Raw genomic sequence first — 22,844 nt, 5'->3', positions numbered from 1 at the left:
CCCCCCCGCCGCGGTGGTCGCGCCCGCCGCCCCGGCCACGGCATCGCCAGAGGCCTCGGTGCTGGCCGCCCGCCTGCAGGCGGAAGTCGAACAGGTCATGCGCCAGGCCCTGGCCGACGCCATCGAACAGATCCAGGCCCGCATGGACGAGGAACTGCCGCGTATCGTGGCGCGGGTGATGCAGGACGTCAGGCCCGGTTGAAATCGGCATGACCATCCCCATAATGGGGTCATGCCTGCCCACCCTGCGCGCTAATTCTTCCGAAAACTGGATTCTTCAGGGAACTGTAAGGTATCCTTGGCATCTAAGCCTTCTAGGCAAATCAATTTCTGCCGTACACAGGAGTCCTCCATGAACGAATATCGTCCGTCCCCCTTTAACCGTTCCGGCACCCTCGCCGGCGCGCCGGGCGAGGTCGTGCGCAACAAAGTCCTGCGCAACACCTATTGGCTCCTGGCCCTCTCGCTGATCCCGACCGTGCTGGGCGCGGCCGTCGGCCTGTACACCGGCATCAACCGCGTCATGGGCGCCAGCCCGGGCCTGTCCGCCATCGTGTTCCTGGTGGGCGCCTTCGGCATGATGTTCGCCATCGAGAAGAACAAGAACAACTCGCTGGGCGTGGTCCTGCTGCTCGCCTTCACGTTCTTCATGGGCGTGATGCTGTCGCGCCTGCTCGGCTTCGTGATGGGCTTCAGCAACGGCTCGCAACTGGTCATGACGGCCTTCGGCGGCACGGCGATCGTGTTCGGCACCATGGCCACGCTGGCCACCACCATCAAGCGCGACCTGTCCGGCCTGCAGAAATTCCTGTTCATCGGCGCGGTCGTGATCCTGGTGGCGGCCCTGGCCAACATCTTCCTGCAGCTGCCCGCGCTGATGCTCACCATCTCGGTGCTGGCCATCGTGATCTTCTCGGCGTTCATGCTGGTCGACCTGCAGCGCGTCGTGAACGGCGGCGAGACCAACTACGTGTCCGCCACGCTGGCCATCTACCTGGACGTCTACAACGTCTTCTCGAACCTGCTGATGCTGCTGGGCATCTTCGGCGGCAACCGCGAGTAAACGCGCTGCCGTGACAGTCGCAAGGGCCTGCATGAACAATGCAGGCCCTTTTTCATTGGAGCGAGCCATGCCTGATCGCCGTCGATTCCTGCAGGCCGCCGCCTGCGCGCCGCTGCTGGCCCAGTCGTGGACGGCAAGCGCCCTGAGCCCCCGGCAGCCGATGCTGGCCCGCCCGATCGGGTCCACCGGCGACATGCTGCCGGTGATCGGCCTGGGCACCGCCGACACCTTCAATGTGTCGCCCTCGGACGCGGCCGCCATGGCACCGCTGGCGCAGGTCGTGGACGCCCTGCTGGAGGCGCGCGGCTCGCTCATCGACACCGCCCCCAGCTACGGACAGGCCGAGGCCGTCACCGGCGCGCTGCTGGCGCGCGAGCCGGACCGGCGTCCGCTGGTGTTCCTGGCCACCAAGATCAACACCCAGGGCCACGACGCGGCCCGGCGCCAGATCGAGAACTCGCTGCGCGCGCTGCGCACGCAGAAGCTCGATCTGATCCAGGTCCACAACCTGATCGACACCCGCAACCAGCTGGCGCTGCTGCGCGAACTCAAGCAGCAGGGCGTGACGCGCTACCTCGGCATCACGCACTACACCGACGCCGCCCATGACGAACTGACCGAGCTGGTCGAAAAGGAAAAGCCCGACTTCCTGCAGATCAATCTGTCGGTAGGCGCGCGCAATGCCGAAAAGCGCCTGCTGCCGGCCTGCCAGGCCAATGGCGTCGCGGTGCTGATCAACCGCCCGTTCCAGGACGGCGCGCTGTTCCGCCAGGTCCGGGACCGGCCGCTGCCGGACCTGGCCGGTGAAATCGGCTGCACCTCGTGGGCACAGTTGTTCCTGAAATTCATCATCGGCCATCCGGCCGTGACCGCCGTCATCCCCGCCACCTCCAAGCCGGCCAACATGGCGGACAACGCGCGGGCCGGCTTCGGGCCGCAACCGGACGCGGCGCTGCGCGAACGCATCGCGGCCCTGCTGGGCTGACGCCATGCGCGCCGCCGGCTCCTGGCGCCAGCGGGCGGCGCAAGCGCTGGGGATCCAGCCCGGCGAGGTGGCGGCGGGCGCCTGCGGCTTCGCCTTCTTCTTTTTCCTGTTCTGCGGCTATTTCATGCTGCGGCCGATCCGTGAGACCCTGGGCATCCAGGCCGGCGTCGACCAGCTGCAATGGCTGTTCACGGCCACCTTCCTGGCCATGCTGGCGGTGGTGCCGCTGTTCGGCTGGCTGTCGGCCCGGGTGCCGCGCGCCACGCTGGTGACCTGGGCCTACGCGGTGTTCGCCATCACCATGGCCGGCTACGCGGCGCTGTTCCACTGGCAACCCGATGGCGTCTGGGCCGCGCGCAGCTTCTACGTGTGGCTGTCGGTCTTCAACCTGTTCGTGGTCTCGCTCGGCTGGAGCCTGATGGCCGACGTCTTCCGCATGGAGTCGGCCAAGCGCCTGTTCGCCTTCATCGCCGCCGGCGCCAGCGCCGGGGGACTGTGCGGTCCCCTGCTGGGCGGCCTGCTGGCGGGCACGCTCGGCGCGGCGGGCCTGCTGCTGTTGTCGGCGCTGCTGCTGACGGCGACGCTGCCGCTCAAGCGCTGGCTGCTGCGCTGGCGCGCCGCGACCCGCCCCGAGGCCGAGACCGCCGAACTGGCGCGCCCGATCCCGGGCGCCATGCTGGCGGGGCTGTCACGGGTGTTCCAGTCGCCCTACCTGCTGGGCATCGCCGTGCTGGTGCTGCTGCTGGCCACGCTCAGCACCTTCCTGTACATGGAGCAGGCGCGGCTGGTGGCCGAGACCTTCCCGGACAGGGCGCAGCGCATCCGCGTCTTCGCCACGCTGGACTTCATCGTGCAGGCCCTGGCGTTGCTGTCGCAGCTGTTCCTCACCGGCCGCGTCGCCGCCTGGCTGGGCGTGCGCTTCCTCATGGCGGCGGTGCCGCTGGCGATGGCGCTGGCGTTCCTGGCGCTGGCGGCCTACCCGGTGTTCGCGGTGCTGGCCGTGGCCATGATCCTGCGGCGCGCCGGCGAGTACGCCCTGGTCAAGCCGGGACGCGAGATGCTGTTCACCGCGGTCCAGCCCGAGGACAAGTACAAGACCAAGAACGTCATCGACACGGTGGTCTATCGCGCCGGCGACGCGGCCAGCGGCTGGGTCAAGGCCGGGGTCGATGCGCTGGGCCACGGCGTGGCGCTGATCGCCCTGCTGGGCGCGCTGTGCGCGCTGGCCGCAGCGGCGCTCGGCTACGGCCTGGGACGCAAGGCCGACCGGCAGCCGCCGTCCCAACCTTAGATTTCACCGAACAACCATCTTAGAAAGCCAAACGGATTCCCGGCGCGGCCGCCGCACAATAGCGCAGCCCTCAACGTTCCGGGAACCGTCATGAAACGCGCCGCCAGCCTTGCCGCCCTGTTGCTTTGCCTGACCGCGCAGCCCGCGCTGGCCGAATACCCGGAACGGCCGATCACGATGATCGTGCCGGCCGCCGCCGGCGGCAACGCCGACATCACCGCCCGTCTCGTCGGCCAGGAAATGAGCCGCGTGCTGGGCCAGCCGGTGGTGATCGAAAACCGCGTCGGCGCCGGCGGCCGCATCGGCACCCAGGCGCTGGTGCGCGCCGCGGCCGACGGCTACACCATCGGCTATGCCCACGTCGGCACGCTGGTGCTGCATCGCTACCTCTTCAAGCAGCAGCTCTATGACCTGGACCGCGACATCACGCCGATCGGGCTGGTGGCCGAAACGCCCAACGTCATCGTCGTCAACGCCGCCTCGCCGTATCGCGATCTCAAGAGCTTCATCGACGCCAGCCGCGCCCAGCCCGACCGCCTGACCATGACGTCGGCCGATCCCGGCACCACCAGCGAAGTCGGCGTCAAGCTGTTCATCGCCCAGACCGGCGCGGCGGTGCGGCAGATTCCCTACAAAGCCACGGCCGCGCAACTGGCCGACCTGCTGGGCGGCCACGTCGATTCGATGATGGAGAACCTGCCGCCCCTGATCGGCAACCTGAAGGATGGCCGCCTGCGTGCGCTGGCGGTCACCACCAAGGCCCGCGCGGCCTCCAACCCCGACGTGCCGACGGTGGCCGAGCAAGGCTACCCCGACTACGAACAATCGGCCTGGAGCGCATTGGTGGCGCCGGCCGGCACGCCGCCCGCCGTCATCGCGCGACTGAACGCGGCGATGAATGCCGCGCTGCGCGCGGAGCCCGTCGCCCGCGAACTGCGCAGCCGCTCCCAGGAACCGCTCGGCGGCACGCCCGCCGACGTCAAGACCCAGATTCAGAAGGAACTGCCCAAATGGGAACACCTCATCAAGGCCGCCGGCACCACGCTGGATTGACGCCCCATCGCCCGCAACCGGAAGGCACGCCATGATCAAGGTGAGCCGCGAAGACTTCACCTGCGCCGCGGCGACCAACGCCTCGGCCTACCGGCGCGTCACCATCCCGGTATTGAAGATCGAGGCCGGCCCCGGGCCGGCCGTGGCGCTGATGGCCGGCGTGCATGGCGACGAATGGGAAGGCCAGGCGGCCATCCTGCAGCTCTGGCAGCTGTTGCCGGGCGTCCTGCAGCGCGGCACGGTCTACCTGCTGCCCGCCGCCAACGCTGAGGCCTCGCTGGCCGGCACGCGCCTGTCGCCTTCCGACGGCGGCAACCTGAACCGCGCCTTCCTCAGCGCGCCGGCGCGCGGCTATACCGAGAGCGTGGCCGCCGCCCTGGAGGTCCGGCTGCTGCCGCGCATCCAGGCGCTGGTGGACGTCCACAGCGGCGGCGCGTCGCTGCGCTACCTGCCGTCCTCGGTCATCACCCGCTATGGCGACGACGCCTATGATGCACGGCTGCCGGCCCTGGCCCGCGCCTTCGGCATGCCGCATTGCGTGTTCTTCCGCGGCGGCGAATCCGGCTCGATGCCGGCCGCCGCCAGCCGCCTGGGCGTGTTGCGCCTGAGCGCGGAAATCGGCGGCGGCGGCGAGACCTCGCGCGCGCTGGTGGAACGCTGCCGCGACGGCCTGCTCGGCTGCCTCGCCGAGCTGGGCCTGCTGGCCGCCGCCGCGCCGCGCCAGCCGGCCCCGTCGCTGCACGACCTGGACGCGCCGGCCGCGACCCTGCGCGGCCGCGAACCGGGCGTGTTCATCCCCGCCGTCGATCTGGGCCAGACCGTGACCGCCGGCCAGACCATCGGCCAACTCATCGAACCCGCCCGCCCCGACCTGCCGGCGCGCGCCCTCGCCAGCCCGCAGGCCGGCACCGTCGTCTGCCTGCGCGCCATCGCCCGCAGCGACGACGGCGACTGCCTGCTGCAGGTCGCGCCCGCCCTTCCCCTGGACTCCCTTGCCTCGTTGTACTGACCCATGCAGATGAACCCCCGCTTGTCCGGCCTGCGCTGCATCCGCTGCGACAGCCGCCTGCCGCCCGCCGACTACCCGGAAGGCTGCCCGCATTGCCTGGAGGCCGGCCATCCCGCGACGCTGGAATGCCAGTACGACGCGGGCGCCGCCGACGCGATCGACCTGCCGGTGCTTGACCCCGTGACGCTCGGCGAAGGCGCCACGCCCTGCCTGGACGCGCCCGCGCTGGCGCAGGCCGAGGGCGTGGGCCGGCTCTGGCTCAAATGCGAAAGCGCCAACCCCACCGGCAGCCACAAGGACCGCATGGCCGCGCAACTGGTGTCGCGCGCCCGGCTGGCCGGCGCCACGCGCGTGGCCGCGGCCTCCAGCGGCAACGCCGGCGTCTCGCTGGCGGCCTATTGCGCCGCCGCAGGCCTGCAGGCCGACATCGCCATCACCCGCAACTGTCCGCCGTTGCAGCGCGACGCCATGCAACGCTTCGGCGCCCGCTTGACCGCGTTCGACGACAGCCTGGGCCGCTGGCCCCATGTCGCCGACCTGTGCCGCAACCAGGGCGCCTTCGCCGGCACCAACTACCTCAATCCGCCGGTCGGCACGCATGCCTACGGCGTCGAAGGCTACAAGCCGATCGCGCGGGAATTGTTCGACCACTGCGGCCTGCCCACCGATATCGTCGTGCCGACCGCGCGCGGCGACCTGCTGTGGGGCATCCTGCTGGGTTGGCAGCAACTGCTGCGCGCCGGTCGCATCCCGCGCCTGCCGCGGCTGCACGCGGTCGAGCCGTACGCCCGCCTGTCGCGGGCGCGCGCCGCGGGCGATGCGCGCGGCCTGTGGGAAGGCGCCACCGACCAATACTCGATCGCCGGCGGCACGGTCACGCTGCAATCGCTGGAGGCCCTGGCGCGCTCGGGCGGCTCGCCGGTCGAGGTCTCCGATGCCGCCGCCGCCCAGGCGCAGCAGCGGCTGGAGCGCCTCGGACTGGCCACGGAGCTGTCATCGGCCGCCGCGCTGGCGGCGGTCACGCGTTTGCGCCGCGCCGGCCAGCTGGATGCGGAATCGTCGGTGGTGCTGATCCTGACGGCGGACGGCCGCCGCGGCTAGGCGGCGGCAACGACCGCGCGGCACCCGCGCCCGTCAGCCGCGCTTGACGCCGTAGCGCTCCAGCAGCGGCGCCAGCGCCGCGCGCAGGCAGGTCGCCCAGTACTTGCCGGCCTCCGACAACGGCCGGCTGCCATGCAGGATCATGTGGCATTCGAAATGCACCGGCGCCGCCAGCGGCCGGTGGCACAAGCCCGCGGCTTCCAGCCCCACCGCGGTGGCGGGGTTGGCGATGCCGACGCCATGGCCGGCCAGCGCAAGCTGGCACACCGTGCTCGAGTACGGCGTCTCGATCGCGACGCGCAGGCTGAGGCCGGCCTGCAGCACCAGCGCGTCCAGCCGCTGGCGCGAGGCATCCTCGGCATTCAGGGCGATCACGTCCACCTCGGCCAATTGCGCCAGGCCGACCTGCTCCAGGCGCGCCAGCGGATGGCCATCGGGAAATACCGTCACGGCCCGCAGGCTGGCCAGGCGATGGCCGCGCAGGCCCTCCAGCTCCGACTCATCGGCCACGGCAGCCAGATCGAGCTCACCCGACACCACCATGTCGCGCAGCGTGTTCGAATCCCGGATTTGCAGATACAGGGGCGTGTCCGGATAGCGCTCGCGAAAGCGCGCGATCGTATCGCTGACGATCGCCCCGCTGTAGGCATGGATGCAGCCGATGCGCAGGCGCGGCTGGGCCGCGCCGCGGATCGCGCGGATCTTGCGACCCAGGCTTTCCAGGCCGACGTTCAGGCGGCGGATTTCCTCGTACAGCAGCGTGGCTTCGGGCGTGCGCTGCATGCGCTGGCGCACCCGCTCGAACAGCCGCAGTTCGATGCTGGCCTCGAGCGCGGCCAGCGTGGCGCTGACGGTGGCGGGCGACACATCGAGCCGCCGCGCCGCGGCGGTCACGCTTTCCGTTTCATAGACGGTGCGGAAGGTCTCGACCTGTTTGAGCGTGAAGGTCATGGCCGGACGCGCCGCGGGTTCAGATGCGCTGCAGGTCCATCAGCACCCGGCGCGTGGCCAGGGGCCGGCCCGCCAGGTTCTCGGCCAGGCGTTCGCGCAGGTCGCGGCGCAGCGCCGGCTCGATGACGGGGTCGTCGAAATCGGGTTCGGCCTCATCGACGCCGTAGCCGGTTTCGCGCAACAGCGTCCATTCGAAGCGGCGCAAGGCGCCGGCCGCGCGCGTGCCGCCCGACAGCTGCTGCAGCGCCATGTCATAGGCGTCGAACAGCAGCGGATGGGCGTCTTCGCGCGGCAGCAGCCGCAGCAGCAGTTCATTCATGTACCACGCCGACATCAGCGCGGTGCCGCTCAGGGCGCGCACGCCCATGATCTCGGCGCGGGTCAGGGTCTTGACCTCGCCGTTGCCGGTCCAGGACAGCAGCAGCGGCTGGAACGCCGACAGCACCGGGCGCAGCACGGAATACGGGCGCTTGGCGCCCTTGGCGACCATGGCGACACAGCCGTGGTCGCGCGAGAAAGTCTGAACGATGAGGGATGTCTCGCGCCACGCCGTGGCGTGGAGCATGTATCCCGGGCGATCCTGGACGCGAGGCGCCCGTTTACTCATAGCCCAGGTCGCGCAGCGCACTCTCGCGGTCAGACCAGCCCTTGCGCACCTTGATGTAGATCTCCAGGTGCACCGGCTTGTCCAGCAGCTTGGCGATGTCCTGCCGCGCCTCGGAGGCGATGCGCTTCATGTGCATGCCGCCGGTGCCCAGCAGGATGGGCTTGTGGCTGTCGCGCTCCACCACCACGCAGGCGGCGATGCGCGCGCCCTTGTCGGTCTCTTCCCATTGCTCGATCACGACCGTACAGCCGTAGGGCAGTTCGTCGCCCACCAGGCGGAAGATCTTCTCGCGCACCAGCTCGGCGGCGATGAAGCGCATCGGCCGGTCGGTCAGGGTGTCTTCCTCGAACATCGGCTCGCCTTCCGGCAGCCGCGCCGCGATTTCCTGCAGCAGCTGGTCGAGCTGCTGATTCTTGGTGGCGCTGACCGGCACCACGGCGCCGAACGGATGCAGCGCCATGATCTTCGAGACGAAGGCGAACAGCTCGTCGCGGTTCTTCAGCGCGTCGATCTTGCTGACGACCAGGATGGTGCGTTCCGGCGCCGGCAGCAGCGGCAGCAGCTTGGCGTCGCCCTCCGACCACTTGCCGGCCTCGACCACGTGGACCACCACGTCGACGTCGGCCAGCGCCTGCGTCACGACGCGGTTCATCATGCGGTTCATGGCGCCGCCGTGGCGCGTCTGGAAGCCCGGCGTATCGACGAACACGAACTGTTCGTGGTCGCGCGTCAGCACCCCGTGGATGCGGTGGCGCGTGGTCTGCGCCTTGCGCGACACGATGGAGATCTTGGAACCGATCAGCGCGTTCGTCAGCGTGGACTTGCCCACATTGGGGCGGCCGACGATGGCCACGAAACCGGTACGGAAAGGGGTATCGCTCATTTAGTCTCTTGGGACACTGCCACGGGCAGCGACAACTGCGCGGTCTTGCGCGCCTTGCCCGACTTGCGGGCGGCCTTGGACGCCGGGCTGATGGCCTGCGCCGCCTCCAGCGCCAGCTTGGCGGCCGACTGCTCGGCCGCGCGGCGGCTGGCGCCGGGCGCGTTCACCTTGATCTCCAGCGCCGGAATGGCGCATTCGACCTCGAACTGCTGGCTGTGGGCGGCGCCGTGCGTGGCCACCACGGTGTACACGGGCAAGGCCAGCTTGCGGCCTTGCAGGAATTCCTGCAGCAAGGTCTTGGCGTCCTTGCCCAGGGTCTTGGGATCGACCGAGGCCAGCACCGGCTGGTACTGGCGCACGATCACGCGACGGGCGGCATCGAAGCCGGCGTCCAGGAACACCGCGCCGAACAGGGCTTCGACCGTGTCGGCCAGAATCGACGGACGGCGGAAACCGCCGCTCTTCAATTCGCCTTCGCCCAGGCGCAGGTATTGGGACAGTTCCAGGCGCTGGGCGATATCCGCCAGCGAGGCCTGCTTGACCAGGTTGGCGCGCAGGCGCGACAGGTCGCCCTCGTCGATTTTCGCGTAACGCTCGAACAGCATCGCCGCGACGACGAAGTTGAGCACGGAATCCCCGAGGAATTCCAGGCGCTCGTTGTGGCGCGCACCATGGCTGCGATGGGTCAACGCCTGTTCAAGCAATGCTGGGTCACCAAAGTGGTGATCCAGCCGGTTTTCTAGCGTGGCTAGCGACATAATCAGTTGAACCGGCCGATGCGGCTGAGATCGCTGAAATTCATCCAGATGAAGAAGGCCTTCCCGACGATATTGGATTCCGGCACGAAACCCCAGTATCGGCTGTCGGCGCTGTTATCCCGATTATCGCCCATGGCGAAGTATTGCCCCTCGGGTACTTTGCAGCGTACCCCATCGCGGGAATATTGGCAGTTCCCGAGGTTGGGAAATTGGTATTGCGGGCGATATTCCTGCGGCCGGCCCTCATCCAGCAGGATATTGTGGCTAACTTCGCCCAACTTCTCTTTATATTGTGCGATATACGAGACACGGTCGGGTTCGAAATAGTCGCCGGCGCGCTCATGCGGCACCAATTGACCGTTCACATACAGTTTTTTGTCGAGGTAGGCGATTTCGTCACCGGGCAGGCCGACCACGCGCTTGATGTAGTCGACGTCCGGATCGACCGGATAGCGGAACACGAACACGTCGCCGCGCTGCGGCTTGCCGATGTCGACGACCTTCTTGTCGATCACCGGCAGGCGCAGGCCATAGCTGAACTTGTTCACCAGGATCAGGTCGCCGGATTGCAGCGTCGGCAGCATCGAGCCCGACGGAATGCGGAACGGCTCCACCACGAACGAACGCAGCACGAACACGAACAGGATCACCGGGAAGAAGCTGACCGCGTATTCGATCCACCACGGCACGCGGCGGGCCTTGTCGCCGGCCTCGCGCCGCTGGCGTTCGGCATCCTGCAGATCGTCCGCCAGCGCCGCGTCGTACTGCGCCATCGCCTCTTGCGCCCGACGCTCGCGGCCGCGTCGCAATACGGCCAGATCGAGCGCCCAGATAATGCCGGTCAGCACCAGCAGAACAAACAGGATCAGGGCAAAGTTCCAACTCATCAGCTAACCGCCTTCTTTGGTTCTATTTGTCTTCCACTTGCAGGATGGCCAGGAACGCCTCCTGCGGAATTTCCACGGTACCGACCTGCTTCATGCGCTTCTTGCCGGCCTTCTGCTTTTCGAGCAGCTTCTTCTTGCGCGAGATGTCGCCGCCGTAGCACTTGGCCAGCACGTTCTTGCGCAGCGCCTTGACGTTCTCGCGGGCGATGATTTCGGCGCCGATGGCCGCCTGGATCACCACGTCGAACATCTGGCGCGGAATCAGGCCGCGCATGCGTGTCACGACGTCGCGGGCTCGATGGCGGGCGTTGCTGCGGTGGACGATCACGGCCAGCGCGTCGACGCGGTCGTTGTTGATCAGCAGGTCCACGCGCACCACGTCGGCCGAGCGGTACTCGAGGAACTCGTAGTCCATCGAGGCGTAGCCGCGCGACACCGACTTGAGCTTGTCGAAGAAGTCCAGCACGATCTCGGCCAGCGGGATCTCGTACACCAGGTGCACCTGGCGGCCGTGATAGCTCATGTTGATCTGCACACCGCGCTTGTTGTTGCACAGCGTCATCACCGGACCGACGTAGTCCTGCGGCATGAACAGCGTGACCTTCACGATCGGCTCGCGAATGTCGGCGATCTTGCCGATCTCGGGCATGCGCGACGGGCTTTCGACGGTGATCACCGAACCATCGCGCTGCTCGACTTCGTACACCACCGACGGCGCGGTGGTGATGATGTCCATATCGAACTCGCGCTCCAGGCGCTCCTGCACGATTTCCATGTGCAGCAGGCCAAGGAAGCCGCAGCGGAAGCCGAAGCCCAGCGCCTGCGACACTTCGGGCTCGAACATCAGCGCGGCGTCGTTCAGCTTGAGCTTCTCGAGCGAATCGCGCAGCTGGTCGTATTCCGAGCTTTCGACCGGGTACAGGCCGGCGAACACCTGCGGCTTGACTTCCTTGAAGCCGGGCAGCGGCGCGGCGGCCGGCTTGTTCGCCAGCGTCACCGTGTCGCCGACCTTGGCGTCTTCGAGCTGCTTGATGCCGGCGATGATGAAGCCCACCTCGCCCGCCGACAGGTGCGGACGCTGCTGCGACTTGGGCGTGAACACGCCGGTCTGCTCGCACAGGTGGGTGGCGCCGGAGGCCATCAGCAGGATCTTGTCCTTGGGCTTGAGCACGCCATTGACGATGCGCACCAGCATGACCACGCCGACGTAGTTGTCGAACCACGAGTCGATGATCAGCGCCTGCAGCGGCGCGTCGGGGTCGCCCTTGGGTTGCGGCACGCGCGCGACGATGGACTCGAGGATCTCGTCGATGCCCATGCCGGTCTTGGCGCTGGCCAGCACCGCGTGCGAAGCGTCGATGCCGATCACGTCCTCGACTTCCTGGCGCGCGCCTTCCGGATCGGCCTGCGGCAAGTCCATCTTGTTCAGCACCGGCAGCACTTCCACGCCCAGCTCGATGGCGGTGTAGCAGTTGGCCACGGTCTGGGCCTCGACGCCCTGCGAGGCGTCGACCACCAGCAGCGCGCCTTCGCAGGCCGACAGCGAGCGGCTGACTTCGTACGAGAAGTCGACGTGCCCCGGGGTGTCGATCAGGTTCAGGTTGTATATCTTGCCGTCCTGCGCCTTGTAGTGCAGGGCCGCCGTCTGGGCCTTGATGGTAATGCCGCGCTCACGCTCGATCTCCATGGAGTCGAGCACCTGGGCCGACATTTCGCGATCCGCCAATCCGCCGCAGCGCTGGATCAGGCGATCGGCCAGGGTCGATTTGCCGTGATCGATGTGGGCAATGATGGAGAAGTTGCGAATATGCTGCATGCTTGAATTTAAAAGGGACGGAACATTCGGCAAACTGCCGGAAGACGCCGCCACCAGGGTAGGCACGGCTGACGGGTTGGGGCCGCTAGGCCGGACCGCCCGCCGCCGGGCCTCGCTTGCGGCGGGCCGCGGGCGGCATCTGGCGGGGAGCCGGGCAAAAACGAGGGGGCGCCAGGCGCCCCCTCTTGCGGCAACCAGCCATTTTAGCCGGTCTTGGGCCTTATTTGCTTGCGGGCACCGCCACCCACTGGGTCTGCTCGCCGCGGCGCACCAGCAGGCCGACCGCGCGGCCCTTCTCCAGCTTGCCGACCAGCTCGGCGAATTGCTTGGCGCCGGTGACATCGGTGTCGTTCAGGGCCAACACAATGTCGCCTTCCTGCAGGCCGGCCTTGGCCGCGGCGCCTTCGGCGACCTTGACCTGCACGCCGCCCTTGATGCGCAGCTTCTTCTGCACATCGGCGGGCACGTCGATCACGCCCAGGCCCAGCGCGTTGGTGACTTCCGGCGCCGGCGGCGTGCCCTTCTTGCCCGGGGCCGCCTTGTCGACCGGAATCTCGCCGACCTTGACCGACAGGGTCATCTTCTTGCCCTTGCGCCACACTTCCATGTCGGCGCGCGTGCCCGGCTTGGTTTCGCCGACGATGCGCGGCAGATCGGACCAGCGCTTGATCGGTTCCTTGTTGAAGGTCAGGATCACGTCGCCCGGCTGCACGCCCGCCTGTTCGGCCGGACCGTCCGCCTCGACGCTGCTGACCAGCGCGCCCTCGGCCTTGGGCAGGCCGATGGCCTCGGCCACGTCCTTGCCGACTTCGCCGATCTGCACGCCGACGCGGCCGCGCGTGACCTTGCCAGTGGCGCGCAGCTGGTCGACCACCCGCATCGCTTCGTCGATCGGGATGGCCAGCGAGATGCCCATGAAGCCGCCGCTGCGCGAGATGATCTGGGAGTTGATGCCCACGACCTCGCCCGCCAGGTTGATCAGCGGACCGCCCGAGTTGCCCGGGTTGACCGCCACGTCCGTCTGGATGAACGGCAGGTATTCGCCGGTATCGCGGCCGATCGCGCTGACGATGCCCGAGGTCACGGTGGAGTCCAGGCCGAACGGCGAACCGATCGCCAGCACCCACTGGCCCTTCTTCAGCTTTTTGGGGTCGCCGATCACCAGCGGCGTCATGTCCTTGGCTTCGATCTTGATCAGCGCCACGTCGGTGCGCTCGTCGGTGCCGATGACCTTGGCCTTGAATTCGCGGCCGTCGGTGAGGGTGACGTAGATGTCGGTTGCATCGCTGACCACGTGATTGTTGGTCATGATGTAGCCGTCATCGGAGATGAAGAAGCCCGAGCCCACGCCGCGCGGCACGGTGCGCTCCTCGGGCTGTTGCGGCTGCGGGCGCTGGCGCGGGTTGGGCGACTGCTGGCCCGGCGGCTGGAAGTCAGGACCGAAGAACCAGCGGAACAGCTCGGCCGGATCGTTGCCGCCCGGGCCCACGCCGCGGATCGGCACGGTGGCCGTGGTGCGGATGTTGACGACCGCCGGGTCGGCTTTTTCGATGATGCTGGTGAAGTCAGGCAACGCCACCGTCGGGGTGGGCGTTTCGGCCGCCGGGGTCTGCGCGTGCGAGACCGGCGCGAACGCGGCCGACATCAAGAGCCCCGCCGTCGCGGCCGCCAGGAAGCGGCGCAGGCCGGGGTTCGACACCATCATTGCTTTCATAGATTGCTCCGAAATCACTTCTTGCCGCAGAGGCCGCTCATCACTTGGAGCCGGCCGCCGGAGCGTTCGCCACGGGTACGTATTCTGTCGCTTCCGCCAATTGTTCCAGCGTCGCCACGGGCACTTCGCCCACGGCCGTCAGCCAGTAATCGGCGATGCGGGTGCCATAGACGGTAATCGATCCACGCTGCGCCGCGCCAGGGGGCGGATGATGGCCGCGCTGGCTGTCGTAGGGTTCGATGAACACCGAGATGGCCGCCAGGCCGTCGGACAGCACCATCTGGTTGACCGTCGCGCCGCGACCCATCGAGCGCGCCACCTGCATCACCACCGTGAACCCCTTGGGCGCCGGAATGCGCCATCCCAGGGCGCCCAGGTCGACCGGCTTCATGGAGGGCTCGAGCACCTTCCAGTCGCGCGTGTTCCAGCGCGACGACAGCGACTTGGGATCCACTTCGGCGCCCAGGCGCAGCGAGGTGAACGACACCTGCTCGACCACGCCGCGGGCGGCGTTGAGGGTCTGGGCCTTCAGCAGCAGATTGGTTTCGACGTCGGCGCAGAGGCGATAGCCATAGCGCAACTTGTCCAGCGGCTCGATAGTGATCAGGCGGCATTCGCGCCCGGCGACGCGATGCAGCGCCGACTCGGTGCGGATCTTGTAGTGATCGGTCAGGTTGGCCGGATCGCCCAGCAGCAGGCCGGGAAAGCGGTCGCCGCGGCGACGCTCGATCAGGACCGTCTTGCGCTCGGGGATCAGGCACTGCACGTCTTCGTTGTGCCGCAGGTATTCGCGCGGCTGCCCGTCCAGGATCTCGAGACGCTCGCGCTCGCCGGTGCCGTCCAGGACGTGCACCAGCCGCGAGGACTGGATCATCTCGCCTTGTTGATACATGAACACGCCGGCGTAGTCCTGCTTGCGCGCGGCCTGCTGGATGCGCGAAAGCAACTGCACCACGTCATCGCCCTGCTGGGCGGGGGCGGCGTCGGCGGCGCGCGCGGGGTCATGCGCGGCCAGGAATGCGGTCAGGAGCGTAGCGGCGAACCAGCCGGCGCGGTGGGCTTGCCAGGAGGCAGCCCGTCCCAGCACCGGCCAACGAGTCGGAAGCACCAGGGCCATCAGCGCCCCGCCCCGACGTCGAACGACACCTGACGCACCGCGCTGGGGCCGGCCATCTGGCGATGGGCCTCCAGGTAGTCGCTCAGGCCCGACGTATCGGCGCTGCCGCTCAGGCTGGCGTCCGCCAGCACGCGCGTCTCGGTGGCGGGGGAACCGCCCGCCAGATACGGCTGGGCGACCCAGGCCACCGTGGCGACCGCGGCCGCCACCGCCAGGCCGGACAGGCCCAGGCGCAGCGGTGAGCGGCGCCGCGGCGCGGCCACGATCGGCAGTTCGGCATCCAGCGCCCGCGACAGGCGGGCGTGGAAGTTCGCGCTGGGCGTCAGCGCCAGGTCGGTGTTGCGCAGGGCATCACCGATCAGATGATAGGTATCCCAGGTCTGTCGCCCTTCGCGGGTCAACAGGCCGGAGAGAATATCGTCGGTTTCTTCCCCGTCCATCCAGGCGGAAACGGATTCCTCCCAGGCGGCTTCGGAAGAAACGACGGACTTGGCTGCTGTAGTCTGCATGACTGCCACTCCTTACCAGCGACGCTCGGCATCGGTGCCAAGCAATGGGCGCAACTTGGTCGCAATGGCTTCTCGCGCACGGAAAATGCGGGAGCGCACCGTACCAATGGGGCAGTCCATGCTCTGGGCGATGTCTTCGTAACTCATACCTTCGATTTCACGCAGGACGATTGCGGTGCGCAATTCCTCGGGCAATTCCTCGATGGCCGCGTTCACCGTTTCGGCGATCTCGCGGCTGGCCACCATGGACTCCGGCGTGCTTATATCGGTTAGGTTGTCGGTTTCGTTAAAAGTTTCACCGTCTTCCGTTTCTATCGCATTGGGCGCGCTCGGCCGCCGTCCCTGGGACGCGAGCCAATTTCGGGCCGTATTGATGGCGATACGATACAACCAGGTGTAGAACGCGCTCTCCCCCCGGAACTGGGGCAAGGCCCGGTAGGCCTTGATGAACGCTTCCTGGGCCACGTCCTCGATCTCGGCGGGATCGCGGATCATGCGGGCCAGCAGACGGAGGATCTTGCGCTGGTACTTGAGCACCAGCAGGTCAAAGGCCTTCTTGTCGCCCCGCTGGACGCGCGCGACAAGCTCAGCGTCGACTTCGCGCTCGCTCATGAGGCCTCCCGCAGGCGGACCGTCCGGGGCGTCTGCCGCGCCGCGCCGGCCAGCAGGCACAGGCGCCGCCAGTCGTCGGGTCGCAACGTCGGTTGCCAGACGGTGAAAGTTACATGGTGGTCGTTAAAGGCCATACTCCCGGAGGGCAAGGGCTGCAGGGTGAGCGAAAGCCACGCCGGTCCGCGACGCTGTTGCACCAGCGACGCGTCCCGCCAACCGCTCGGCAGGCGCACCTGCCAGCGGCCGCCACCGGCCGCCGTGCGCAGGGCCGATACCGGGGACAGGCTGCGACGGGTCAAGTGTAACAGCCCCGCCGCCAACGCCGATGACATCAGCGCGGCGCCGGCCGTCCAGGCCGTGCCGTGCCACGAGGCGGCGGTGAGAAGGCTGGCCGCGGCGGCGGCCAGCCCCAGGCCGGGCAACGCCGTCACGCCGCGCGGCCGCAGAACGGGCACGCGAAACGTCCAGCGCCCCTGGCCCGGGCCTTCCAAATCAGACCCGGCGAACGGCCATCGAGCCGTTGGTGCCGCCGAAGCCGAACGAGTTGGACAGGCCGACGTCGATCTTCATCTGCCGCGCCTCGTTGGCGCAGTAGTCCAGGTCGCATTCCGGATCCTGGTTGAAGATGTTGATGGTCGGAGGCGAAACCTGGTTGTAGACCGCCAGGGTCGTGAACACCGCCTCGATGCCGCCGGCCGCGCCCAGCAGGTGGCCGGTCATCGACTTGGTCGAATTCACCACCAGCTTCTTGGCGTGGTCGCCGAACGCCAGCTTCAGCGCGTCGCTCTCGTTCTTGTCGCCCAGGGGCGTCGAGGTGCCGTGCGCGTTGACGTACTGGACGTCTTCCAGGTTCAGGCCGCCGTTGCGCAGCGCGTTGAGAATGCCGCGGCGCGGGCCGTCCTTGTCGGGAGCCGCGATGTGATGCGCGTCGGAGCTCATGCCGTAGCCGGCGAACTCGCCATAGATGCGCGCGCCGCGCTTCTTGGCGTGTTCGTATTCTTCCAGCACCAGCACGCCGGCGCCCTCGCCCAGCACGAAGCCGTCGCGGTCGCGGTCCCAGGGACGCGAAGCCGTCTGAGGATCATCGTTGCGGGTCGACAGCGCGCGCATCGCGGCAAAGCCGCCGATGCCCAGCGGCGATACGGTCGACTCGGCGCCACCGGCCAGCATGACGTCGGCATCGCCGTACTCGATCAGGCGGGCAGCGTCACCAATGCTGTGCAGGCCCGTGGTGCAGGCCGACACGACGGCGTAGCTGGGGCCCTTCATGCCAAAGGCGATGGACAGGTGGCCGGAGATCAGGTTGATCAGCGAACCCGGCACGAAGAACGGCGAGATCCGGCGCGGACCCTTGGCCATGTATTCGACCTGGGTTTCCTCGATGCGCGGCAGACCGCCGATGCCCGAGCCGACGATCACGCCGATGCGTTCGGCGTTGGCTTCGGTGACTTCCAGGCCGCAATCGCGCCAGGCCTGCATCCCGGCGGCCAGGCCGTAATGGATGAAGGTATCCATCTGGCGGGCTTCTTTGCTCGAGATATAGGTGCTGATGTCGAAGTCTTTGACTTCGCCGGCAATGTGCGTGGTGATGGCCGAGGGATCGAAACGGGAGATACGGCTGATGCCAGAACGTCCGTTGACGATATTGTCCCAAGCGGTGGTCAGGTCGTTGCCAACGGGCGAAACGATACCAAGGCCAGTGATGACGACACGTCGCTTCACGGATGACTCCTCAAACAGACAAAAGAAAGGCGGCTTTCGGGATGCACTGCGCGTGCGGAACACGCAATAGCGGGTCGGGCATCAATGCCCTTCCCGCGCGTGGACCACACGGCAAATTCCTGAAACCGCCCCGGTTCCCGGCTGGCCCCGGACATGGGGCAACCGGAAGGATATAGGCTGAGCTTACTGCTTACCGTTCGAATTGATGTAATCAATCGCTTGTTGCACGGTCGTGATCTTTTCGGCCTCTTCGTCGGGGATCTCGGTCTCGAATTCGTCTTCGAGCGCCATGACCAGTTCGACCATGTCGAGCGAATCGGCACCGAGGTCGTCAAGGAAGGAGGATTCGTTCTTGATCTCGGCTTCGTTCACGCCAAGTTGTTCAGCGACGATCTTCTTGACGCGCTGTTCGATGCTTTCCATGCAGATCTCCAAATGGGAAAAATCCCGCGAATTATAGCCAAGCGCAGAGTACTGCAAACGCCAGGCCGTGACAAAAATAACACCGCGCACTTTGATCTGTCGCCCGCCGGGCGCAGGAAAACCGGTGTGCGGCGTTTCCGGATGAACCGCGCGTTGCCGTGCCGGTTGTGCGGCGCCGGCGCGGCGGCCTGGGCCGCCCGCGCGTTTCGTGACTTATTGCATGTACATCCCGCCGTTGACGTGCAGGGTGGTGCCGGTAATGTAACCCGCCTGCGGCCCGGACAAAAAGGCCACCGCATGGGCGATGTCCGTGGGCGAACCCAGCCGGCCCAGCGGAATCTGCTGCAGCAGCGCGGCGGTCTGGTTCTCGCCCAGCGCGCGCGTCATGTCGGTGTCGATGAAGCCCGGCGCGACGCAATTGACGGTGATGTTGCGGCTGCCCAGCTCGCGCGCCAGGGCGCGCGACATACCGGCGACGCCGGCCTTGGCGGCGGCGTAGTTGGCCTGGCCGGCATTGCCGCTGGAACCCACCACGGAGGTGACGTTGATGATGCGTCCCCAACGGGCCTTCATCATGTTGCGCAACACGGCGCGCGACAGGCGGAAGACCGACGCCAGGTTGGTGTCGATGACCGCGGACCAATCGTCGTCTTTCATGCGCATTGCCAGCGTATCGCGGGTGATGCCGGCATTATTGACGAGGATGTGCGGACCGCCGCCTTCCTTGCCGAGCGCGTCGATGAGCGCGTCGCAGGCCTCGGCGTTGGTCACGTCCAGCACCACGCCGCGGCCGCCGAACGGCGCCAGCGCCTCGGTGATGGCGGCGGCGCCCGATTCGGAGGTGGCGGTGCCGACGACCACCGCGCCGCGCGCGGCCAGTTCCTGGGCGATGGCGCGGCCGATGCCGCGCGTCGCGCCGGTGACCAGGGCGATCTTGCCCTGCAGTTCGATCGAGGTGTTTTCCATGGTCTTAATTTCCGTTGACCGCGGCCAGCGCGGCCTCAAGCGAGGCCGGATCCGTGATGGCCAGGCCGGTGAGCTCGGGGTCGATGCGTTTGGTCAGGCCGGCCAGCACCTTGCCCGGCCCGCACTCGATGACGTGGGTCACGCCCTGCGCTTTCATGGCGCGCAGCGTCTCGACCCAACGCACAGGATACCATGCCTGGCGCACCAGCGCATCCCGGATTGCCCCGGGTTCCGTCGGCGAGGCGACATCGACGTTGTTGATGACCGGGATCTGCGGCGCCGCCACGTTGACCGCGGCCAGCGCGCCCGCCAGCACGTCGGCGGCGGGCTTGAGCAGGCTGGAGTGGAACGGCGCGGACACCGGCAGCAGCAGCGCGCGCTTGGCGCCCGCGGCCTTGGCCAGTTCGCAGGCACGTTCGACGGCGCCCTTGTGGCCGGCGATCACGACCTGCGCCGGCGCGTTGAAGTTGACGGCTTCGACCACTTCGCCCTGGGCTGCCCCGGCACACGCGGCGCGCACGGCATCATCGTCCAGGCCGAGAATGGCGGCCATGGCGCCCGTGCCGACAGGCACCGCGGCCTGCATGGCGTCGGCGCGCACGCGCACCAGGCGCACGGCGTCTTCCAGCGCCAACGAGCCGGCGGCCGTCAGCGCGGCGTATTCGCCCAGGCTGTGGCCGGCGACGACGTCGGGATTGCGGCCACCCGCCGCGCGCCAGGCCGCGAAGAACGCGACGCCGGCCGTCAGCATGGCGGGCTGGGTGTTGGTGGTCAGGTTGAGCTGTTCGATGGGGCCCTGCGCGATCAGCGCGCCCAGGTCCTGGCCCAGCGCCTGCGAGGCGCGCGCCACGGTATCGGTCACGGCGGCGACGCCGGCCCAGGCATCCAGCATGCCGACGGCCTGCGAACCCTGGCCAGGAAAGACAAAAGCGATTTTCATGTTCGACCGTGTGGAGTGATTCTGAGTCTGTGGAATGTCGGACGCGGCATCCGGGCGGGCGCGGCAATCCGCGTCCCGGCCGGACACGCCCTTACATGCGGGCCAGTACCGAACCCCAGGTGAATCCGCCGCCCACGCCCTGCATCAGCACGAGCTGGCCCGGCTTGACGCGGCCATCGCGGCGCGCGGCGTCAAGCGCCAGCGGCACGCTGGCAGCGGAGGTATTGGCATGGCTGTCGACGGTGATGACAACCTTCTCGACCGGCACGGCAAGCTTGCGCGCCAGGAAATTCAGGATGCGGACGTTGGCCTGATGCGGCACCAGCCAATCGACTTCACTGATGTCGACGCCGGCTTCGGCGCAGGTGTCGCGGGCGGAGCGGTCCAGCACCGTGACGGCCTGCTTGAACACCGCCTGGCCGTCCATGCGCAGGAACGGATCGCCGGTGACGTCGCCATAGGCCACGTTGCCCGCGGCGCTGAGGATCTTCATCTGGCTGCCGTCGGCATGCAGCTGGGCGGCCAGGATGCCGGGCTTGTCGGAGGCCTTGAGCACCACCGCGCCGGCGCCGTCGCCGAACAGCACGCAGGTGCTGCGGTCGTTCCAGTCGAGGATGCGCGAGAACACTTCGGCGCCGATCACCAGGGCGCAACGCGCGCGGCCGGCGCGGATGAAGCTGTCGGCGGTGGTCAGGGCATAGACGAAGCCGCTGCACACGGCCTGCACGTCGAAGGCGGCAGACCCCTTGGCGCCCAGGTTGGCCTGCACCAGGCAGGCGGTGCTGGGAAACACGAAATCGGGCGTGGACGTAGCCAGCACGATCAGGTCAACCTCGGAGGCATCGACACCCGCATCGGCCAGCGCGCGGCGCGAGGCCTCGGTCGCCAGCTGGCTGGTGGTGACGCCGCGTTCGGCGAGGTGGCGCTGGCGGATGCCCGTGCGCTCGACGATCCACTCGTCGGAGGTGGCGATATCGCGCGTCGCCAGCTCCGCGGCCAGGGCGTCATTCGAAACCACACGTTCCGGCAGGAAGCTGCCGGTGCCCGCGATCACGGAATATTTCATTGCGGTATCCATCAAGCGGTGTCTCCAGCCGCGCCCGGCTCGAGCGCCGGAGCACCCGAGGCAGACTGGACGCGCTGGTTGAGCTGCGCGACCGTCTGTGCGGTGCGCTCCAGCAGTTTACTCACGACGGCTTCGCGCGCCCGTTGCAGCGCGAACCCGAAGGCGTAGACATCAGCCGAGCCGTGGCTCTTGATGACCACGCCACGCAGGCCCAGCAACGCCGCGCCGTTGTAGCGGCGGTTGTCGACGCGATTGCGCAAGCGGTTCAGCACCGGCTTGGCCACGGCGCCGGCCAGCAGCGTGATCAGGTTGCGTTTGAACTCTTCGCGGATGACGCTGGACAACATCTTGGCCAGGCCTTCCACGGACTTGAGCACGACGTTGCCGACGAAACCGTCGCAGACGACGACGTCGACCGTACCCTTGAAAATGTCATTGCCTTCCACGTTGCCGTAGAAGTTCAGGGGACTGGCGCGCAGAAGCTCGGCGGCTTCCTTGACGACCTCGTTGCCCTTGATGACTTCTTCGCCGATGTTGAGCAAGCCCACGGTGGGGTTGTCGCGATGGTCCACCGCCTGCGACAGCGCGGCGCCCATGATGGCGAATTGCAGCAGGTGCTCGGCCGTGCAGTCCACATTCGCGCCCAGGTCCAGCACCGTGGTGGCGCGGCCCGTCTGGTTCGGAATGGACGTGGCGATCGCCGGCCGGTCAATGCCGTCCAGCGTCTTGAGCACATAGCGTGAAATGGCCATCCACGCGCCGGTGTTGCCGGCGGAAATGCAGGCGTCGGCATTCCCGTCCTTGACGGACTGGGCGGCCAGGCGCATGGAGGAGTCTTTTTTGCGGCGCAGGGCGACCTCGACCGGGTCGTCCATGGTGACGACTTCGGAAGCCGCCACGATCTCGAAGCGATCACGCTCGACGCCGCGGTGCTCGGAGAGCGCCGCTTCGATGGCGTCGGGAAGCCCGACCAGCAATAGCCGGATGTCCGGAAATTGCCGGGCGAACTCGATCGCAGCCGGAATCGTGACGGGCAGACCGAAGTCTCCGCCCATACAGTCTATGGCGATGCGTATCACGGGTGCCAGGTATCAGCGCTCAGCCGAATTGGTCCGAGTACGAGTTCGGCCCGGGGGCCTTATTCGTCGGCCTTGGTCTTCAGGACCTTGCGGCCACGGTAGAAGCCGTTGGGGCTGATGTGGTGACGCAGGTGCGTTTCGCCCGTGGTCGGTTCGATAGCCGTCGACGGATTCACCAGAAAATCGTGCGAGCGGTGCATACCGCGCTTGGACGGGGACTTCTTGTTTTGTTGAACAGCCATGATGACTCCTAGAAACGGGGCGCATTGTACGCGATGCGGCCCGATGTTGA

At 67.7% G+C, this 22,844-nt stretch carries 24 protein-coding genes and 1 pseudogene; 7 read left to right on the top strand and 18 right to left on the bottom strand.

The window, feature by feature from the left end; genetic code table 11:
• The 7 genes and pseudogenes from AOZ49_RS32940 to AOZ49_RS09700 all read left to right on the top strand — a co-directional run.
• A pseudogene (locus tag AOZ49_RS32940) lies at nucleotides 1-202 on the top strand (hypothetical protein); the annotation flags it as partial.
• Between the two features lie 150 nt (nucleotides 203-352).
• Entirely contained in the window at nucleotides 353-1,063 is a 711-nt protein-coding gene (locus AOZ49_RS09725) for a Bax inhibitor-1/YccA family protein (RefSeq protein ID WP_006393496.1), read from the top strand.
• 67 nt (nucleotides 1,064-1,130) lie between these two features.
• Entirely contained in the window at nucleotides 1,131-2,048 is a 918-nt protein-coding gene (locus tag AOZ49_RS09720; RefSeq protein ID WP_054429579.1) for an aldo/keto reductase, read from the top strand.
• Between the two features lie 4 nt (nucleotides 2,049-2,052).
• On the top strand, nucleotides 2,053-3,339 hold the full coding sequence (locus AOZ49_RS09715; protein ID WP_054474979.1) for an NTP/NDP exchange transporter: 1,287 nt from the start codon (nucleotides 2,053-2,055) through the stop codon (nucleotides 3,337-3,339).
• Nucleotides 3,340-3,429: 90 nt separating this feature from the next.
• On the top strand, nucleotides 3,430-4,392 hold the full coding sequence (locus AOZ49_RS09710; protein WP_054429581.1) for a Bug family tripartite tricarboxylate transporter substrate binding protein: 963 nt from the start codon (nucleotides 3,430-3,432) through the stop codon (nucleotides 4,390-4,392).
• A 31-nt stretch (nucleotides 4,393-4,423) separates the two neighbouring features.
• The gene (locus tag AOZ49_RS09705; protein ID WP_054474977.1) at nucleotides 4,424-5,401 is read left to right on the top strand and encodes a M14 family metallopeptidase; all 978 of its coding nucleotides are present in this window, start codon (nucleotides 4,424-4,426) and stop codon (nucleotides 5,399-5,401) included.
• 3 nt (nucleotides 5,402-5,404) lie between these two features.
• Nucleotides 5,405-6,502: a pyridoxal-phosphate dependent enzyme gene (locus AOZ49_RS09700; protein ID WP_054429583.1), complete on the top strand. Its 1,098-nt coding sequence runs from the start codon at nucleotides 5,405-5,407 to the stop codon at nucleotides 6,500-6,502.
• A gap of 33 nt (nucleotides 6,503-6,535) precedes the next feature.
• Here the strand turns inward: AOZ49_RS09700 and AOZ49_RS09695 are convergent, their stop codons facing one another.
• The 18 genes from AOZ49_RS09695 to rpmF form a co-directional block, all read right to left on the bottom strand.
• The gene (locus tag AOZ49_RS09695) at nucleotides 6,536-7,453 is read right to left on the bottom strand and encodes a LysR substrate-binding domain-containing protein (protein ID WP_054474976.1); all 918 of its coding nucleotides are present in this window, start codon (nucleotides 7,451-7,453) and stop codon (nucleotides 6,536-6,538) included.
• Between the two features lie 19 nt (nucleotides 7,454-7,472).
• Nucleotides 7,473-8,060 (bottom strand): DNA repair protein RecO, encoded by a 588-nt coding sequence (recO, locus tag AOZ49_RS09690; protein WP_025137141.1) that lies wholly within the window; start codon nucleotides 8,058-8,060, stop codon nucleotides 7,473-7,475.
• A complete protein-coding gene (gene era / locus AOZ49_RS09685) occupies nucleotides 8,053-8,943 on the bottom strand; it encodes a GTPase Era (protein WP_006393488.1) in 891 nt (296 codons plus the stop codon). The genes recO and era overlap by 8 nt, the downstream gene beginning before the upstream one ends.
• Nucleotides 8,940-9,701, bottom strand: coding sequence for a ribonuclease III (gene rnc / locus AOZ49_RS09680; protein ID WP_049072173.1), 762 nt, complete (start codon nucleotides 9,699-9,701; stop codon nucleotides 8,940-8,942). Before rnc ends, era begins: the two co-directional genes overlap by 4 nt.
• 2 nt (nucleotides 9,702-9,703) lie before the next feature.
• The gene (gene lepB / locus AOZ49_RS09675) at nucleotides 9,704-10,588 is read right to left on the bottom strand and encodes a signal peptidase I (protein WP_054474974.1); all 885 of its coding nucleotides are present in this window, start codon (nucleotides 10,586-10,588) and stop codon (nucleotides 9,704-9,706) included.
• Nucleotides 10,589-10,610: 22 nt separating this feature from the next.
• Nucleotides 10,611-12,404: a translation elongation factor 4 gene (gene lepA / locus AOZ49_RS09670; protein WP_054429586.1), complete on the bottom strand. Its 1,794-nt coding sequence runs from the start codon at nucleotides 12,402-12,404 to the stop codon at nucleotides 10,611-10,613.
• A 220-nt stretch (nucleotides 12,405-12,624) separates the two neighbouring features.
• Nucleotides 12,625-14,049 carry a DegQ family serine endoprotease gene (locus AOZ49_RS09665; RefSeq protein WP_369815784.1) on the bottom strand — a complete coding sequence of 475 codons (1,425 nt, stop codon included), beginning with the start codon at nucleotides 14,047-14,049 and terminating at the stop codon, nucleotides 12,625-12,627.
• 109 nt (nucleotides 14,050-14,158) lie between these two features.
• Nucleotides 14,159-15,235: a MucB/RseB C-terminal domain-containing protein gene (locus tag AOZ49_RS09660; RefSeq protein ID WP_054429588.1), complete on the bottom strand. Its 1,077-nt coding sequence runs from the start codon at nucleotides 15,233-15,235 to the stop codon at nucleotides 14,159-14,161.
• Complete coding sequence (locus AOZ49_RS09655) at nucleotides 15,235-15,744, bottom strand: sigma-E factor negative regulatory protein (RefSeq protein WP_054429589.1); 510 nt, start codon at nucleotides 15,742-15,744, stop codon at nucleotides 15,235-15,237. The genes AOZ49_RS09660 and AOZ49_RS09655 overlap by 1 nt, the downstream gene beginning before the upstream one ends.
• 12 nt (nucleotides 15,745-15,756) lie before the next feature.
• Entirely contained in the window at nucleotides 15,757-16,356 is a 600-nt protein-coding gene (gene rpoE, locus AOZ49_RS09650; protein ID WP_006389292.1) for an RNA polymerase sigma factor RpoE, read from the bottom strand.
• Nucleotides 16,353-16,811: a hypothetical protein gene (locus AOZ49_RS09645; RefSeq protein ID WP_082380378.1), complete on the bottom strand. Its 459-nt coding sequence runs from the start codon at nucleotides 16,809-16,811 to the stop codon at nucleotides 16,353-16,355. Before AOZ49_RS09645 ends, rpoE begins: the two co-directional genes overlap by 4 nt.
• Nucleotides 16,812-16,848: 37 nt before the next feature.
• Entirely contained in the window at nucleotides 16,849-18,078 is a 1,230-nt protein-coding gene (gene fabF, locus AOZ49_RS09640) for a beta-ketoacyl-ACP synthase II (RefSeq protein ID WP_054474970.1), read from the bottom strand.
• Between the two features lie 183 nt (nucleotides 18,079-18,261).
• Nucleotides 18,262-18,501 carry an acyl carrier protein gene (gene acpP, locus AOZ49_RS09635; RefSeq protein ID WP_005012191.1) on the bottom strand — a complete coding sequence of 80 codons (240 nt, stop codon included), beginning with the start codon at nucleotides 18,499-18,501 and terminating at the stop codon, nucleotides 18,262-18,264.
• A gap of 213 nt (nucleotides 18,502-18,714) precedes the next feature.
• On the bottom strand, nucleotides 18,715-19,467 hold the full coding sequence (fabG, locus tag AOZ49_RS09630) for a 3-oxoacyl-ACP reductase FabG (protein WP_006393479.1): 753 nt from the start codon (nucleotides 19,465-19,467) through the stop codon (nucleotides 18,715-18,717).
• A gap of 4 nt (nucleotides 19,468-19,471) precedes the next feature.
• Nucleotides 19,472-20,407, bottom strand: a complete 936-nt coding sequence (fabD, locus tag AOZ49_RS09625; protein WP_054474968.1) for an ACP S-malonyltransferase — start codon at nucleotides 20,405-20,407, stop codon at nucleotides 19,472-19,474.
• Nucleotides 20,408-20,498: 91 nt separating this feature from the next.
• Entirely contained in the window at nucleotides 20,499-21,485 is a 987-nt protein-coding gene (locus AOZ49_RS09620; RefSeq protein ID WP_035360074.1) for a beta-ketoacyl-ACP synthase III, read from the bottom strand.
• Entirely contained in the window at nucleotides 21,485-22,552 is a 1,068-nt protein-coding gene (plsX, locus tag AOZ49_RS09615; protein ID WP_054474966.1) for a phosphate acyltransferase PlsX, read from the bottom strand. The genes AOZ49_RS09620 and plsX overlap by 1 nt, the downstream gene beginning before the upstream one ends.
• A 59-nt stretch (nucleotides 22,553-22,611) precedes the next feature.
• Complete coding sequence (gene rpmF, locus AOZ49_RS09610) at nucleotides 22,612-22,794, bottom strand: 50S ribosomal protein L32 (RefSeq protein WP_006389284.1); 183 nt, start codon at nucleotides 22,792-22,794, stop codon at nucleotides 22,612-22,614.
• Nucleotides 22,795-22,844 lie beyond the last annotated feature (50 nt).

This window comes from Achromobacter sp. 2789STDY5608615 (genome assembly GCF_001298995.1).
Classification (GTDB): Bacteria; Pseudomonadota; Gammaproteobacteria; order Burkholderiales; family Burkholderiaceae_B; genus Achromobacter; species Achromobacter insuavis.
The sequence above is the reverse complement of the archived record's forward strand: the minus strand, read 5'-3'. Positions and strand labels throughout refer to the sequence as shown.